Annotated in this window: 17 protein-coding genes; 4 read left to right on the forward strand and 13 right to left on the reverse strand. The window is 33.6% G+C overall.

All coding sequences use genetic code 11. The annotated features are described in order from the left end of the window. Positions 1-74: 74 nt before the first annotated feature. The gene (gene meaB, locus FDY99_RS11520) at positions 75-1,070 is read left to right on the forward strand and encodes a methylmalonyl Co-A mutase-associated GTPase MeaB (RefSeq protein ID WP_139421597.1); all 996 of its coding nucleotides are present in this window, start codon (positions 75-77) and stop codon (positions 1,068-1,070) included. A 98-nt stretch (positions 1,071-1,168) separates the two neighbouring features. On the opposite strand, the gene FDY99_RS11525 is transcribed toward meaB, so the two are convergent. Further along, on the reverse strand, positions 1,169-1,714 hold the full coding sequence (locus FDY99_RS11525; RefSeq protein ID WP_139421599.1) for a DUF4251 domain-containing protein: 546 nt from the start codon (positions 1,712-1,714) through the stop codon (positions 1,169-1,171). A gap of 103 nt (positions 1,715-1,817) precedes the next feature. Between FDY99_RS11525 and FDY99_RS11530 the strand changes: the two genes are divergently transcribed. Together FDY99_RS11530 and FDY99_RS11535 are read left to right on the forward strand one after the other, a co-directional pair. After that, positions 1,818-2,624, forward strand: a complete 807-nt coding sequence (locus FDY99_RS11530) for a M48 family metallopeptidase (protein WP_074230408.1) — start codon at positions 1,818-1,820, stop codon at positions 2,622-2,624. A gap of 101 nt (positions 2,625-2,725) precedes the next feature. Next, complete coding sequence (locus FDY99_RS11535; RefSeq protein WP_139421601.1) at positions 2,726-3,043, forward strand: hypothetical protein; 318 nt, start codon at positions 2,726-2,728, stop codon at positions 3,041-3,043. 35 nt (positions 3,044-3,078) lie between these two features. Here FDY99_RS11535 and FDY99_RS11540 read toward each other — a convergent pair whose 3' ends face one another. The 10 genes from FDY99_RS11540 to FDY99_RS11585 all read right to left on the reverse strand — a co-directional run bounded on the left by FDY99_RS11540 (position 3,079) and on the right by FDY99_RS11585 (position 11,529). Next, positions 3,079-3,717: an outer membrane beta-barrel protein gene (locus tag FDY99_RS11540; protein WP_102978720.1), complete on the reverse strand. Its 639-nt coding sequence runs from the start codon at positions 3,715-3,717 to the stop codon at positions 3,079-3,081. Beyond that, complete coding sequence (locus tag FDY99_RS11545) at positions 3,701-4,516, reverse strand: ABC transporter ATP-binding protein (RefSeq protein ID WP_074230405.1); 816 nt, start codon at positions 4,514-4,516, stop codon at positions 3,701-3,703. The genes FDY99_RS11540 and FDY99_RS11545 overlap by 17 nt, the downstream gene beginning before the upstream one ends. Continuing rightward, positions 4,516-5,268 carry an MlaE family ABC transporter permease gene (locus FDY99_RS11550; protein WP_074230404.1) on the reverse strand — a complete coding sequence of 251 codons (753 nt, stop codon included), beginning with the start codon at positions 5,266-5,268 and terminating at the stop codon, positions 4,516-4,518. Before FDY99_RS11550 ends, FDY99_RS11545 begins: the two co-directional genes overlap by 1 nt. A 160-nt stretch (positions 5,269-5,428) precedes the next feature. Then, complete coding sequence (locus tag FDY99_RS11555; RefSeq protein WP_139421602.1) at positions 5,429-6,058, reverse strand: 7-carboxy-7-deazaguanine synthase QueE; 630 nt, start codon at positions 6,056-6,058, stop codon at positions 5,429-5,431. A 6-nt stretch (positions 6,059-6,064) separates the two neighbouring features. After that, complete coding sequence (locus FDY99_RS11560; protein WP_139421605.1) at positions 6,065-6,949, reverse strand: bifunctional 5,10-methylenetetrahydrofolate dehydrogenase/5,10-methenyltetrahydrofolate cyclohydrolase; 885 nt, start codon at positions 6,947-6,949, stop codon at positions 6,065-6,067. A gap of 19 nt (positions 6,950-6,968) precedes the next feature. Beyond that, positions 6,969-7,793, reverse strand: a complete 825-nt coding sequence (locus tag FDY99_RS11565) for a class I SAM-dependent methyltransferase (protein WP_139421607.1) — start codon at positions 7,791-7,793, stop codon at positions 6,969-6,971. A 2-nt stretch (positions 7,794-7,795) separates the two neighbouring features. Then, the gene (pgi, locus tag FDY99_RS11570; protein ID WP_139421609.1) at positions 7,796-9,436 is read right to left on the reverse strand and encodes a glucose-6-phosphate isomerase; all 1,641 of its coding nucleotides are present in this window, start codon (positions 9,434-9,436) and stop codon (positions 7,796-7,798) included. A gap of 124 nt (positions 9,437-9,560) precedes the next feature. After that, positions 9,561-10,208 carry a hypothetical protein gene (locus FDY99_RS11575; RefSeq protein WP_139421611.1) on the reverse strand — a complete coding sequence of 216 codons (648 nt, stop codon included), beginning with the start codon at positions 10,206-10,208 and terminating at the stop codon, positions 9,561-9,563. Positions 10,209-10,226: 18 nt separating this feature from the next. Then, positions 10,227-10,427 (reverse strand): hypothetical protein, encoded by a 201-nt coding sequence (locus tag FDY99_RS11580; RefSeq protein WP_139421613.1) that lies wholly within the window; start codon positions 10,425-10,427, stop codon positions 10,227-10,229. A gap of 190 nt (positions 10,428-10,617) precedes the next feature. Then, positions 10,618-11,529 (reverse strand): DUF4349 domain-containing protein, encoded by a 912-nt coding sequence (locus FDY99_RS11585; RefSeq protein WP_139421615.1) that lies wholly within the window; start codon positions 11,527-11,529, stop codon positions 10,618-10,620. 202 nt (positions 11,530-11,731) lie between these two features. Here FDY99_RS11585 and FDY99_RS11590 point away from each other — a divergent pair, with 202 nt between their 5' ends. Then, entirely contained in the window at positions 11,732-13,090 is a 1,359-nt protein-coding gene (locus tag FDY99_RS11590; protein WP_139421617.1) for an acyl-CoA dehydrogenase family protein, read from the forward strand. A gap of 88 nt (positions 13,091-13,178) precedes the next feature. Here the strand turns inward: FDY99_RS11590 and FDY99_RS11595 are convergent, their stop codons facing one another. Both FDY99_RS11595 and FDY99_RS11600 read right to left on the reverse strand, forming a co-directional pair. After that, positions 13,179-13,556 carry a MauE/DoxX family redox-associated membrane protein gene (locus FDY99_RS11595; RefSeq protein WP_139421618.1) on the reverse strand — a complete coding sequence of 126 codons (378 nt, stop codon included), beginning with the start codon at positions 13,554-13,556 and terminating at the stop codon, positions 13,179-13,181. A 109-nt stretch (positions 13,557-13,665) separates the two neighbouring features. Further along, positions 13,666-14,778, reverse strand: a complete 1,113-nt coding sequence (locus FDY99_RS11600; RefSeq protein ID WP_139421620.1) for an AI-2E family transporter — start codon at positions 14,776-14,778, stop codon at positions 13,666-13,668. Positions 14,779-14,826: the final 48 nt, after the last annotated feature.

Here is a 14,826-nt window from a genome sequence, read left to right on the forward strand (position 1 = left end):
TATATAATTTAGAAGCATTAAAATTAATGAGCTTTTTCTCGGATTTTGCAGGTTATTTTTATATTTTTGAATGAATGAAAATTTCAACAGAAGACTTTATAGATGGGATTAAATCAGGCAATAAGCGTTTGATTGCAAAAGCCATTACTTTAGTTGAGAGCACAAAACCCGAACATCGAAGTCAGGCAGAAGAACTTTTAAAAAAGATACTTCCGTTAACAGGAAATTCAATCAGAGTGGGAATCACAGGAGTTCCCGGTGCCGGAAAATCTACTTTTATAGAAAATTTTGGAAGATTAGCGATTTCAAATAATAAAAAAGTTGCGGTTTTAGCTATCGATCCCAGTTCTGCGATTAATAAAGGTAGTATTTTGGGGGATAAAACCAGAATGGAAGAGTTGGCAAAAGAAGAAAATGCATTTATTCGTCCTTCTCCAAGTTCCGGATTTTTGGGCGGAGTTGCCAATACTACTTTTGAAACGATGATGATTTGCGAAGCTGCAGGATACGATTATATTTTAATCGAAACCGTCGGAGTAGGGCAGTCTGAAGTTTTGGTTTCAGATATTACCGATGTTTTTTTGTTTCTGAAAATTATTGGCGGTGGTGACGAACTTCAGGGAATAAAGCGCGGAATCATGGAAATGGTCGATATTATTTTCATTAATAAAGTAGAAGAAAGTAATCTGCAAAAAGCCAAAAATACCAAGCTTGAACTAAAACGTGCATTAGATTTTCTTCCTGCAAAAGAAAAAGACTGGAAAGTTCCTGTTTTGTTGGGTTCTGCTTTACATAATGAAGGATTGAATGATGTCTATCAGAAAATTAATGATTTTATTTCATTAAAAAAGAATTCGAAACGTTTTGACGAAGTTCGAACTCAACAATCTGAAAAACGCTTTGAATATTGGGTTCAGGAATATATTTTAAGTATGATGAAAAAAGATAATTCTGTGGAGGAAGCTTATATTCAGCATAAAAAAAATGCTTCAGACCTGATTTCTAATCCAAGTACTGAAGCAAAGTTATTTGTAGAAAAGTTTTTAAGAGATTCAAGATCTGAGATTTGAGTTACGAGTTTCAAGATCCGAGTTTTCAAGATTCGTGGAATATTTAATAAGTATATTTTACAAGATTTAAAACTCGTATCACCAAACCCGAACCACGACTAAAGCTTCTCCTTTTCTTTCGTTTCTTCATTTTTAGAAATATATCCATCGTAAGAAATCGGCTGTCTATCGTTGCTTCTTATTGATGTTGATGCTTTTCCGTTTTTAAAAATTTCAATATTAATATCAGAAACATGTTTTACATCATTGGGTTTGATTTTGTACACCCAGTTTCCTTTTTTACTCTGAGTTTTTGTTACGGCATAATCTTTTGAAGTAAATCGGTAACTGTTATCGGATGTTCCGTACGTTGAGGTAAAAGCTCTTCCAAAATAAGGAAGCGTAACTTCCATCACTCCTTTTTTAAATTCAATGCCGTAGCTTTCACCAGAAATCTGAAATGTACGAAGCTGAGTGGCATTCGGGATTGAGTTTACCACATTGATAACATCGTAATTCATCGGGTTTGCTTTTTCAGCATGAAAAGTAAATTCATCAGAACTCACCAGATTGTTTACTATTTGTGGATCAACTTTTTGCGATGCACAATTCTGAAAAAGAAATATGAATGCAAAAACTGAGATTATTTTTATATAAATTTTCATAAGATTAAATTTAGTAAATTTATACATCAAAATGTATGCAAAAACGAATTTCAGAATATTTTTTGGAATAGAAATTGTTAAGGTTCAATTATAATAGGCAATTATGAAAATTACTCATTTATTAGGAATTGGAGCGGCCGCTTTTGCAGTTGCAGCGTGTACAACAAATCCGATGACAGGAAGAAAATCTCTACAAATAGGAACCCTTAATCCTCAGATAACTTCTTCGGCTGTGCAACAATATCAGCAGACTTTGAAAGAGTCTAAAGTTGTAACAGGAGCTCAGGCTCAGATGGTTAAAAAAGTAGGAAATAAAATAAAAATAGCAGCAGAACAATATTACGCAAGTATCGGTAGAAGTGCAGATTTGTCTGGTTATCAGTGGGAATTTAATCTTCTTCAGGATAATCAGGTGAATGCATGGTGTATGCCGGGCGGAAAAGTGGCTGTTTATACAGGAATTCTTCCGGTTACTAAAGATGAAACCGGGCTTGCAGTTGTGATGGGGCACGAAGTTTCTCACGCTTTGGCAGGTCATGGTAACGAAAGAATTTCACAGGCAATGGTTGCACAATATGGAGGAGCGCTTTTAGGAAGTACTATTTCAAATGCACAATGGTCTAGTGTTTTTCAACAAGTTTATCCTGTTGGTTCACAAGTAGCTCTTTTAAAATATGGAAGAACTCAGGAGTCTGAAGCAGACGAAATGGGATTAAATTTAATGGCCATTGCAGGGTATGATCCGCGTCAAGCAATACCTTTCTGGCAAAGGATGGAAGCTTCATCTTCAGGAGCAAGACAACCGGAGTTTTTGTCAACTCACCCAAGTCCGGGAACCAGAGTTGGAGATATTCAGAAAGATTTACCAAAGGCTTTAGAATACTATAAAAGAGCAGGAGGAAAAGTTTAATGAAAGAAAATTTTAAGTTTTTAATTAATTGGATTAACCGAAAGAATTTATAAATTTTAGTTTAAATTTATAAGTCAATATTCACCATCAAAAACACTATTATGAAAAGTATTTCGATTATAGGAATGATACTTCTTGCAGTATCTGCCTTACTTTTTTATCTGACAACAGATTTTACTGTTGAGAAAATTACAATTTCGCATGTAATGGGAGTTATGGCCGGAATTGGAATAGGTTTGATATTCGGCGGAATGATTGGTTATGTAAGTAAAGGGAGTGCCATAAAAGAAGAAGCCAAAAGAAAGGAGTTTAAACAACTTCAAAAAGAAAAAGAAGAACTTGAAAAGCAAGCTATTGAAATTGAAAGACGTCAGGCTGAGCTTGAAAAAGAAAATATAAATAAAAATCCTCAAATTTAATTTGAGGATTTTTTTATGATTGAATTTTTGTTTGATTAGAATTTATATCCTAAACCTAACAAAAATAAGCTTGATCTGTTGTCGTAATTGATTTCCTGACTTGATCCCGCAACATTGTTGATGAATTTTCTCTGATCTTTAGAAAAAGCGCCTTCATATCTTGCAGAAAGAATTAGCTTCTTAATTTCACTTTGTACACCCAATTGGTACCCTACGGTGAATTCTTTAGCATCAACCTTTTGCACGAAATTATCAAAATTGTCGCTTTTAGCTAAGTTGAAACTTCCAACAGGTCCTGCATAAGCACTTAATAAATTACCCAATACATTTACCCCAACCAAAACAGGAATATCTACTCTGCTGTTTTTAGCTTTAATGGTAGTTTGAGCTGCATTTATATCATTTTGTACAGTAACTTCGTTGCTGAAATTGGTATAATAAATTTCCGGCATTACGTATAATGCAGTTGGTAAATCAATTTTTAAAGATAAACCAACATTAAATCCGGTAATGTTTTTTCCTTTTTGCTCTACAGCATTTGTAGCTGCTGTTTTAAGGTTTTTCCAAGAAGCTGAGCTTGTTGGAATCAATACATTTGCTTTTCCGGCTAGTGAAATCTGTGCCGAAGCAAAAACTGAAAAGCCTATAAATGCTGCGCTAATTAATTTTTTCATTATCGTCTATTTTTGTAATAGTATTCTCAATTGTTTTATTATTCTCTAAAAGATATTCTCGCAATTCTTTAAATAATTCTGATGAATAAACGAAATCGATTAGATTTTTATTGCCTGCAGTAATCAGGATGTCTTTATTACCTTCCCATTCTTTTATGCCCAATCTCAGGTATACAATTTTCTCGCCAATGGTCATCACCGAGTTCATATCGTGAGTATTGATAATGGTTGTGGTGTTGTATTCTTTGGTAATTTCAAGCAACAAATCATCAATTACATTAGAAGTATAAGGATCTAATCCTGAGTTTGGCTCATCACAGAAAAGATATTTTGGGTGATTTACAATCGCTCTTGCAATTGCCACACGTTTCTGCATCCCTCCGGAAATTTCTGATGGGAATTTTCTGTTAGCTTTATCTAAATGTACTCTTCCGATTACCTCAAAAACCCTTCTTTTCTTTTCTCTGAACGTTAAATTGGTAAACATATCAAGTGGAAACATGATGTTTTCTTCAACAGTTAAAGAATCAAACAATGCACTTCCCTGAAATAATGTTCCGATCTCAGATCGTAAATGCTGCTTTTCTTCGCGGTTCATTACATTGATATCTCTTCCATCAAACAAGATTTCTCCTGATGAAGGCTGATAAACATTTAATAAACTTTTAAGAAAAACGGTTTTTCCTGATCCACTTTGTCCGATAATCAGGTTTGTTTTACCTTTTTCGAAGGTGGTTGAAATTCCTTTAAGCACTTCAACATCACCAAAACTCTTTTTAAGATTTTTTACCTCAATCATCAGCTTAATATTAATTGTGTTAAAATTAATTCGGAAATAATGATAAATACCATCGTCCAAACCACGGCTTGTGTACTTGCTCTACCTACTTCCAATGAACCACCTTTCACAAAATATCCAAAATAAGAAGGTACAGTGGCAATTACAAATGCAAAAACAATGGTCTTAGCAAATGCATAATAAATGAAAAGATTCGGCATGTACATTTGTATTCCTGTGATGTAATCGGCAGTCGTCCAGTTACCGGTAAGTATCCCTGCAATATAACCTCCACCAATACCAAAAACAATACTGATTGCAATTAAAAGCGGATTAAAAATAAGACAGGCAATAATTTTAGGTAAAATTAAAAAATTGGGAGAGTTTACTCCCATAATATCTAGAGCATCAATCTGTTCCGAAACACGCATTGTACCAATGGTGGAAGCGATATATGAACCTACTTTTCCTGCTAAAATTAAACTGATAATTGTAGGAGCAAACTCCAATACTAAAACTGCTTTGGTTGCATAACCTACAAATGCAGGAGGAATAGGGAACGATGATGCATCAAAATTGTTAAACATCTGAATGGCAACAACGGCTCCGACAAAGATAGACGTGAAAATAACCAACCCAAATGAGTTGACTCCCAAATCATTGATTTCTCGCATAAATAGCTTCCAAAAAACTCTCATTTTCTGAGGCTTTTGAAGAGATTTACCGATAAGAATCATGTATTCTCCGACGGCTGTAAAAAAGTTTTTTAACATTCTGCTAAATTAGACTATTTATTTAAAACTTTGAAAAGTAGTAGCAAAACTAAGACCGAAAAACTAATGTCTAGAATATAAAAATATTATTAGTTATCCGATAAGTTGAATTTTTAATTTCTTTTAAAAAGAAACTAAAAGATAAGTGAACTTGCTTTCTTTATGGGATATTCAGATACTTGTGAGTTTGCACTGATGCTTGCCAACGCGGATTTGCAAGGATGAAATCGGTAATCTTAGGATACATTTCGTCTCTTTTGCTCCATTCACTCTGAAGATATAGCCTACAATTTTCCGAAACTTTTGCAGCTTGTTCATCCGCAAACTTAAAGTCATTATTGTTAAAAACAATCATTTTAAGCTCGTGAGCTTTAGCATAAATTTCTTCTTTCGGAAGTCCTGTTTTCTTTGGTGAAAGCGTAATCCAGTCGATTTGTCCGCTCAAAGGATATGCTCCTGAAGTTTCGATATGGATGGTGCAACCTAATTCTTTTAATTTAGAAGTCAAAATATCTAAATTCCACATTAACGGTTCACCACCGGTCAAAACAATAATTTTACAGTGTTTTGCGGCAGTTTCTGCAATTTCTTCAGCATTCATCAAGGGATGTAACGTTGGGTCCCAACTTTCCTTTACATCACACCAATGGCAACCAACATCACAACCTCCCAGTCTGATGAAATAAGCTGCTTTTCCTGTATGTGCGCCTTCTCCCTGAATAGTGTAAAAATGCTCCATCACAGGGAGCATTTTACCTTCTTTTAATAATATATCTTCTTCTTTATTCATTTCAAATTAGTCGTTATAGACCGAAGTCTTATAAGCAATGATGGTATTTTTCATCAACATCGCTCTTGTCATAGGACCTACTCCTCCGGGAACAGGCGTAATCCAGCTTGCTTTTGCTGCACAACTGTCAAAATCTACGTCACCTGCTAAATAATATCCTTTTGGAGAATCGTTATCAACCCTTGTAATTCCTACGTCAACGATTACTGCTCCATCTTTAATCATTTCACCTTTCAAAAAGTGAGGGTCACCTAAAGCGGTAATTACGATGTCTGCTTTTTTAGTATATTCTTCAATATCTTTTGTATAAGAGTGGGTCAAAGTAACTGTTGAGTTCCCAGGAAAATCTTTTCTTCCCATCAAAATACTCATTGGTCTTCCCACAATTTTACTTCTTCCGATGATTACACAGTCTTTACCTTTTGTTTCAATATTATATCTTTCCAATAATGTTAAAATCCCAAAAGGAGTTGCTGGTAAGAAAGTATCCATTTCCAAAGCCATTTTTCCAAAATTTGTTGGGTGGAAACCATCAACATCTTTTCTCGGATCGATAGCGTTGATAATTTTCTCCTGATCAACCTGCTCTGGTAAAGGTAACTGAACGATAAAACCGTCTACAGATTTATCTTTATTCAGTTCGTCGATTTTTTCCAACAATTCTGATTCAGAAACGGTGCTTGGAAATTTAACTAAGCTAGATTGAAATCCTACTTCTTCACAGTCTTTCACTTTAGCATTTACATACGCCTTGCTTGCTCCGTTGTTCCCGACAAGAATTGCTACTAAATGTGGTGCTCTTCTTTTGCTTGCAATAATTTTGTCAACTTCAACCTTGATTTCTGCTTTGATTTCTTTGGATACTTTTAATCCGTCAAGAATTTCTGCCATTTTTACTTTTATTACTTTATTAGATTTTTTTGAATACTACGACATCCTGAAACTCATCTGCTCCTTCTTTTTCTACATCATTTCTCCAATATCCGCCTTTTATTTCTGTAACCGTCAAGTCAGCGTCAGCTGCCATTTTATTCAATAAGGGGATACTGATAGCAATATTTGCGGCGGTTACCTTGTCGTCCATTAGTTTGTAGCCATCATAAATATGAGGAAAATGCATTGTCCCACTTTCTTTTTTAGAATCGTCGTATAAGAAGAAAGTTGACAAACACAAACCATCATTTTTTAAAACACGGCTGATTTCATTTAAATATCTTTTAATCTCGACCACCTGCATATGGGTGAAAACAGAAAATAAAAATACTTTGTCAAATTTTTTGTCTTCGTAAGGAAATGTAAATTCTTCTGCTTTTAAACTGAAAGAATTATACAAATCATTATATATCGGAGTAAATTTAAAATTAAAGTTTTGATGTTTCCTGTTGATATTCTTGTTACACCAAGTAATTCCCTTTTCAACGGCATCAAAACCATCATAAGAACCTTCTTTGATAACATTCGTTAATGCTACGGCGGTTCTTCCAATACCACATCCTACATCTAAAATATGGTCGTTACTTTTAAGATCAATATATTTTTGTAAAACTTTTGTCTGTCGAATTCCGTGAGCAAGAAAATCACTGCTTCCTACATAGATATCTCCTTTTTTAGGCTCGTTTTTCGATCTTTTTCCGGTAATTCCTTCATAAAAATCAATAGGAAAATAATAAATTTTTCTTCCTAAAATTCTTAAACCGGGAGGTAATTTGTAATAATATGATCTTAGTAGCGACATCTCTATTTGTTTCCTTTATAATAATTAATCAACCCGTTTGTTGAGCTGTCGTGAGAGCTAATGGTCTCATTACTTTCAAGTTCAGGTAAAATTTTATTTGCTAAAACTTTTCCTAACTCCACCCCAAACTGGTCAAAACTGAAAATATTCCAGATTACTCCTTGAACAAATATTTTGTGCTCATATAATGCAATTAGTTGTCCTAATGAAAATGGAGTTAATTCTTTAATTAATAGTGAGTTAGTTGGTGTGTTTCCGTGGAAGACTTTATAGTTTAATAAGAAATCTATTTCTTCTTCAGATTTTCCTGAAGCTTGTAATTCTTCTTCCACTTCTTCTTCGTCTTTACCAAAAGCTAAAGCTTCAGTCTGAGCGAAAAAATTAGCAAATAATTTATCTTGGTGATCAGAAACTTTGTTTGGACTTTTAGCATAGGCAATAAAATCTGCAGGAATCAATTCTGTTCCCTGATGAATTAATTGATAGAAAGCATGTTGTCCATTTGTTCCCGGTTCTCCCCAAATAATCGGACCTGTTTCATATTCTACAAATTCTCCGTTTCTGTCTACGCATTTTCCGTTACTTTCCATGTCTCCCTGTTGAAGATAGGCTGCAAATCTGTCTAAATATTGAGAGTAAGGCAAAACAGCGTGACTTGTTGCAGCATAAAAATTACGATACCAGATTCCTAAAAGTCCCATTAAAACAGGAACGTTTTCTGAAAAATCTGCCGTTTGGAAATGCTGGTCTGTATTTTCAGCACCTTTTAATAATTGCTCAAAATTCTCATATCCAACAGAAAGAACAATGCTCAAGCCAATTGCGCTCCACAATGAATATCTTCCACCAACCCAATCCCAGAATTCGAAGATGTTGTCTTCTGCTATTCCGAAGTCTTTAACTGATTGAACATTAGTAGATAAAGCAACAAAATGTTTTGCTACATCTTCCTGTTTTCCGGCTTTTAAAAACCAGTCTTTTGCCGAATTTGCATTCGTCATTGTCTCCTGAGTCGTAAACGTTTTCGAAGCAATGATGAATAAAGTAGTTTCAGGATTTAGATTCTTCACCACTTCAGCGATATGATTTCCGTCTACGTTTGAAACGAAATGAACATTTAATCTTGTTTTAAAATGTTTTAAAGCCGAAACAACCATTACAGGCCCCAAATCTGAACCTCCAATTCCGATGTTGACAACATCCGTAATTTCTTTTCCGCTAAAACCTTTGTGGTCTCCTGAAATAATTTTTTCAGAGAAAGATTTCATATGGTCTAAAACTCTTTTGATTTGAGGCTTAATGTTTTCACCATCAACCAAAATTTCTTTATCAGAAAAATCCCTCAAAGCGGTATGCAAAACTGCTCTTCCTTCTGTCTCGTTGATTTTATCACCCGAAAACATTTTAGAAATAGCATCCTTCAATTGACATTCTTCTGCAAGATTCAAAAGAAGCTCTTTTGTTCTTGAATCGATTAAATTTTTAGAATAATCGAATAAGAAATTGTCTTTTTTGATAGAAAACTCGTCAAAACGGTTTGGATTATATTGAAAAAGCGTTCTCAGCTCAAAATCGTTATTTCCAAAGTGTTCGTCGAGAGCTTTCCAGCTATTTGTTTGTGTAGGATTTATTTTTGATAACATATGTAGAAGTGATTATAAGATGTAAGAATTTTTTTTGAATAAAATTCGCTAAATCATATTTATTAAATTTCAATCTGCAAATTTACGGAATTTTCGTACAATGATGTTAATTGAGGATTAAAAATCAATTGGTGAGTTCTAATTGCATAGAAATACTGTAAACCGTTTTTCTTGTTTTCGTATTAAAAATGTTATACCAGTCGAGATTAATATTCGCCATGACATTTGAATTTACTGATTCATAAGCCTTGAAAGAAGGAGCTGTTCCATGCTTTAATACATTTTTTTCTTTAGTTCCGTCCGGATGGTTTACAGTGGTGATGTAAGAGTACGTGTTTTGTTCATTTACAATCCACTCAAAACCAATAAATAAACCGTCTTTAGGGAATGGAATAGGATTTTTTGATAGATCTATTTCAGTAAGATGTTTACCAGACTTACAGGAAACAACAATATTTTTTGTTTTTTCTAAGGAAGGTTTACCGTTGATGTTTTCATAAAAAATAAGGTTAAAAGTAGCTTCTTTTATCGTATTATGAACTTGCGTTGGGATTTTTATCTTTTTAATGTAAACTTTTTCATCGGGAATTTCATTTTTAAATAAATCGACGACCATCCAGCTTATATTTAAAGCAGAAAAGCCCATGCTGCTTTTTTTAATTGAACCTACTGAAAATGATTTCTGAAACTTTGGTTTTGTGATTTCTATTGCCTCAATTTCATTGAACTGAGGTTTTAATGAATAGGTTTGTTGGAATTTTTCAACTTTCAAGTTTTCATATCCAAAAGATTAAATTTCTGATATTTCTTCATCTTTCTCTAAAATTGCTTCGCCGTTTTCTTCAGTGTTTTTGTAGTAACTTTTGTCTTTTAAAATAAGTTTAGCATAAGGAATAGGCTTCTGATTTTCTGAATCTAAAATTTTGATTTTATTTTGAGAAAAAATTGACAAGCTTAGAATAAAAAATAGTGCAGTAAAAATTTTGGTCATTTTTTTATTTTGAATGATTAACGCTCTTTCCTGAGTTTTATTGAATAAGTAAGAAAAAAAATCTCTTTGTGTAGATTTATTTTTAATAAAACGAAATTAAAAATTATAGATTTAAAAATAAAAACCTCCACAAAATGTAGAGGTTAGATAATATTTATATATGAATAACCAAAAGGTTAGGATGCCACGCTTATTCTTTATCAGCCTGAATTGGTTTCTTATTAGATTTGTTTTTTCTATAAAAGTAAAACGCAATACCAGCAATAATTACAATCGGCCAAATCGCTACCAATCCTACAAGAATTCTTTGAATTAAATAAAAACCTTCCACAAAAGCATTTTTCACATCATACATAAAATTGAATTTGTATTTATTGTCAATATTTTTAGAATTGGTAATGGCAATTTCTGCAATTCTTAGTTTAGGTTCTTTAATGTAAATATCAACTGTGCTGTATTTTAGATTATCGGTTATATCAAGATTTGCGAGCTGTTGCTGGTTTTCTTTAGACATATTTTCATCGCTCATTTTTACTTTGTCTTTTGTGGTTTTGAGTTCGGAAATATTCTCGTTGGTTTTTTTAATTCTTTTGCCTTCCATTTCTGCATATTTAATGTTTGAAGTCACATCTTCGGCATTGATGATTCTGGAATTCAGGAAGAGTTTTTTATCGTTAATTAAGGTTAAAAGTTCACCTAGTTTTGCTGTGGGAACTCTTACCTGCATTGTGTTTTCGGTCTGATATTTTTTTACCAGCATAGCTTCTTCATTAGAAGTATTGTAAGTGTCCTCCGAAATTACTCTGCTCTGTAAATTACTGTGCGTAACAAATCCACCAAGTTCCTGCACCGATTTTTCGATCGATATGGTTGCTCCGTAAACATCTTTCACTTCCATGTTTACATTCGCAGTTTTGATGAACTGTTTGTCTTTTATAGACATGGTTGCTGCTGAAGAAATGTTATCGGAACTTTCCACTGAAGCCGAATCTGCAGCTGTTGACAATTCATAATCGCTTACGGTAGCTTCGCTTTTTTTACATGAATAAATTCCTAATAAAAGTGCGGTTGCGATGGTTAATCTGATGTAAGTCGTTTTCATATATTTATTTTTTAATGTTTTACTTAGTTCAAAGTTCCAGCAGAATCGCTTGTAATGTTTGAATATTGTAGGTAAACATTTTGTAAATAATTAATTAAATTTAAATTATTGAAATTCAGTATTTTGTAAAATTTATTGCTCTGTTTGATTAGTACTTCGGATTGATTTTTGCTAATGTTTTACAAATTAAATCTCAAATAATATGTCTAATACTTTTTCCAAAATCAGAAACGCTATAGAATTATTCCGATCAATAGATTTTGATCAGCTGACTGCCATTTCTCAAAAGGTGGATTTGCCAAAACTGATGCAGAGTTTTTCAAAATTAGATAACAAACAGTTGCAGGGCTTATCGAAAATGCTTGATCCTAATAAAAAGAAAAAGGAACTTCCGCCTATTGATGGCGATTTCTACGATATTTATCATACTTTGACTCCCGAGCAAAGAGAAGTTCAGCTTAAAGTGAGAGCGTTTATGGAAAAAGAAGTAAAGCCTTTGGTGAATCATTATTGGTTGCGAGACGAATTCCCACATGAGCTGATTCCAAAATTTCAAAAGCTTGATATTTGCGGAGTAACATATGAAGGTTACGGTTGCAAAGGAATGCCTTTTTTGATGGAGGGCGTTATCGCAATGGAAATGGCGAGAATTGATGCTTCAATTGCTACGTTCTTCGGAGTGCAATCTGGCTTAGCAATGGGCTCTATTTATATTTGCGGTTCGGAAGAGCAAAAGCAAAAATGGCTTCCTCAAATGCAGAAGTTTGAAAAAATTGGTGCATTTGGTTTAACTGAACCTGAAGTGGGTTCCGGTGCAGCAGGAGGTTTGACGGCTACTTGCAAAAAAACACCTGAAGGATGGGTTTTAAATGGTGAAAAAAAATGGATTGGAAATGCCACTTTTGCAGACGTCATTATTATTTGGGCAAGAGATCTTGATGATGGCGAAGTAAAAGGTTTTATTGTTGAAAAAGATAATCCTGGTTATTCTGTAGAGAAAATTAAAGGAAAAATGGCGCTTCGAATTGTTCAGAATGGTTTGATTACATTGAAGGGTTGTTTAGTTACAGAAGAAAACAGACTTCAAAATGCCAATTCTTTTAAAGACACCGCAAAAGTTTTGAGAATGACAAGAGCCGGAGTTGCATGGATGGCGACAGGTTGTGCAAGAGGAGCGTATGAAAGTGCTTTAGCTTATACAAGAACAAGGGAACAGTTCGGGAAACCAATTGCTTCTTTTCAAATGATTCAGGGACATTTGGTAGAAATGTTGTCAAATTTGACGGCGATGCAAACGATGGTTTTCAGGCTTTCTGAAATGCAGGACGAAGATATTCTGAAAGACGAGCATGCTTCTTTAGCGAAAGTTTTTTGTACTATGCGTACGAGAGATGTTGTTTCCAGAGCACGAGAAGTGATGGGCGGAAATGGAATTCTGCTCGAATATGATGTGGCAAGGTTTGTTGCCGATGCCGAAGCGATTTATTCTTATGAGGGAACGAAAGAAATCAATTCGCTGATTGTTGGAAGATCGATTACGGGGTTCAGCGCATTTGTTTAAAAGTCAATGGTGAATTGTGAATCTTGCTTCGCAAGTGAATTTTAGAAGTTGACAAGCAAAGCGAATTGACCATTCACCATTCACATTATTATTTCAGCAAAGCTCTATATTTTTCTTTATTATCAATAATCATCCAAAGATTAATTAAGAATAAAACACCGGCTATTGACATTCCCATTGGAGATTTATCCATCGTGAAAACATGAATAACAATTCCAACCATTACGGGAAGAATAACAATTGCTCCTAAAGCTCTAGTTTTTGGGAAAATAAATAATAATCCGCCAATAATTTCTACAGCTCCTACTAAAGGCATCAACCAAAAGATTTTATCAAATGCAGTGAAAAGTTCCATTTGCTCTGGAGTTGGTTTTTTCATGGGCATATAATGAAGAAATTTGTCCAAACCTGCATTGATAAACATTAATCCGAAAAGAAGACTGATAATAAGTTTAATAATTTTCATGAGATGATTTTTTATTAAAATTAAATAAAATTCTTTTTCGTTGTGAAAAAATCAATGAAAATTTAATTTTAACTGAAATTATTCATTGCTTATTGCTAATAACTCATATTTAATCCATTTCTTTTAAGGTGATGTTTTTAGAAATTTTATAAGATTTTTTCTTTTTATGAGGTTTTTCTTCCTCACCCAATAATTTCCCCCAAGGTTTTAAACCATCTACTCTTTCAAAAATAATTTTAATAATCGCAATTGCGGGAATACAAAGAAACATTCCGGAAATTCCCCAAAGATGTTCACCTAAAAGAATTCCGATGAAAGAAAATAATGCGTTGATTTTTACTTTTGAACCTACCACAAAAGGCAGTACAATATTTCCGTCGATAGCGTGAACAATAACATAGCCGATTGCTACATAAACACAAGTAGAAACAGTGCCCGTTGCAAATGCGATAAAACAAGAAATTAATAAAGAAATAGCGATTCCGATGTAAGGAATTACATTTAATAGTCCAGTTAAAACACCCAATAAAATTGCGTATTTTACGCCTAAAATAGTAAGAACTATTGTGGCAAGTACCGAAACAATAATTACCTGAAGACAAAGCCCGATAATGTATCTTTTGGTCATTATTCTCACCTCCGAAACAACTTCCTGCACGCTGGCTTTATGTTTTTCGTTAAAAACATTAACGATGAAATTATTTAATATTCTTCTGTAATTTAATATAAAGACAAAAAACAAGATGAAAAAAGCCAAAAAGCCTAAGCTTGAAGAAAAAACTCCAAAAGTAAATCCTAAAATTACTCCCGAAGAAGATAAAAGTTTAGCCAAACCTTGGTCTAAATAATCAAACTGTTCATCAATTTTTACATTAAAAGTATGTGATACCCAGTTTTGCAGATTGTGAAAAACCAAATTAAACTGTTTGCTGAGATGTGGAAGATCTCTGCTGAAGCTTGATATTTGGGAGCCGAAGAAATAAATCATTCCCGTAAGAATAATCAACATCATCATGACCGAAACAATTGTAGAAACAGATCTTGGGAATTTTAATTTTCGTTCCATAAAATTAGCAAACGGCAAAAAAAGCATCGCCATTAAAAATGCTAAAAAAAACGGAGCCAAAATACTCTGTCCTAATTTGATAAGGTAACCGATTCCGATGATGGAAATAACTGCTAATGCAAGTTTCAGGAGAAATGGAAGTTTGATAAAATTCATAATTAAAAATCTGCTGTATAAAAATAATAAAACCCCACCGTTTTCAGG

The organism is Chryseobacterium mulctrae (assembly GCF_006175945.1).
Classification (GTDB): domain Bacteria; phylum Bacteroidota; class Bacteroidia; order Flavobacteriales; family Weeksellaceae; genus Chryseobacterium; species Chryseobacterium mulctrae.

Coding starts and splice junctions, on each gene's coding strand:
- meaB (WP_139421597.1), top strand. CDS start 75: ATGAAAATTTCAACAGAAGACTTTATAGATGGGATTAAATCAGGCAAT.
- FDY99_RS11525 (WP_139421599.1), bottom strand. CDS start 1,714: ATGAAAATTTATATAAAAATAATCTCAGTTTTTGCATTCATATTTCTT.
- FDY99_RS11530 (WP_074230408.1), top strand. CDS start 1,818: ATGAAAATTACTCATTTATTAGGAATTGGAGCGGCCGCTTTTGCAGTT.
- FDY99_RS11535 (WP_139421601.1), top strand. CDS start 2,726: ATGAAAAGTATTTCGATTATAGGAATGATACTTCTTGCAGTATCTGCC.
- FDY99_RS11540 (WP_102978720.1), bottom strand. CDS start 3,717: ATGAAAAAATTAATTAGCGCAGCATTTATAGGCTTTTCAGTTTTTGCT.
- FDY99_RS11545 (WP_074230405.1), bottom strand. CDS start 4,516: ATGATTGAGGTAAAAAATCTTAAAAAGAGTTTTGGTGATGTTGAAGTG.
- FDY99_RS11550 (WP_074230404.1), bottom strand. CDS start 5,268: ATGTTAAAAAACTTTTTTACAGCCGTCGGAGAATACATGATTCTTATC.
- FDY99_RS11555 (WP_139421602.1), bottom strand. CDS start 6,058: ATGAATAAAGAAGAAGATATATTATTAAAAGAAGGTAAAATGCTCCCT.
- FDY99_RS11560 (WP_139421605.1), bottom strand. CDS start 6,949: ATGGCAGAAATTCTTGACGGATTAAAAGTATCCAAAGAAATCAAAGCA.
- FDY99_RS11565 (WP_139421607.1), bottom strand. CDS start 7,793: ATGTCGCTACTAAGATCATATTATTACAAATTACCTCCCGGTTTAAGA.
- pgi (WP_139421609.1), bottom strand. CDS start 9,436: ATGTTATCAAAAATAAATCCTACACAAACAAATAGCTGGAAAGCTCTC.
- FDY99_RS11580 (WP_139421613.1), bottom strand. CDS start 10,427: ATGACCAAAATTTTTACTGCACTATTTTTTATTCTAAGCTTGTCAATT.
- FDY99_RS11585 (WP_139421615.1), bottom strand. CDS start 11,529: ATGAAAACGACTTACATCAGATTAACCATCGCAACCGCACTTTTATTA.
- FDY99_RS11590 (WP_139421617.1), top strand. CDS start 11,732: ATGTCTAATACTTTTTCCAAAATCAGAAACGCTATAGAATTATTCCGA.
- FDY99_RS11595 (WP_139421618.1), bottom strand. CDS start 13,556: ATGAAAATTATTAAACTTATTATCAGTCTTCTTTTCGGATTAATGTTT.
- FDY99_RS11600 (WP_139421620.1), bottom strand. CDS start 14,778: ATGAATTTTATCAAACTTCCATTTCTCCTGAAACTTGCATTAGCAGTT.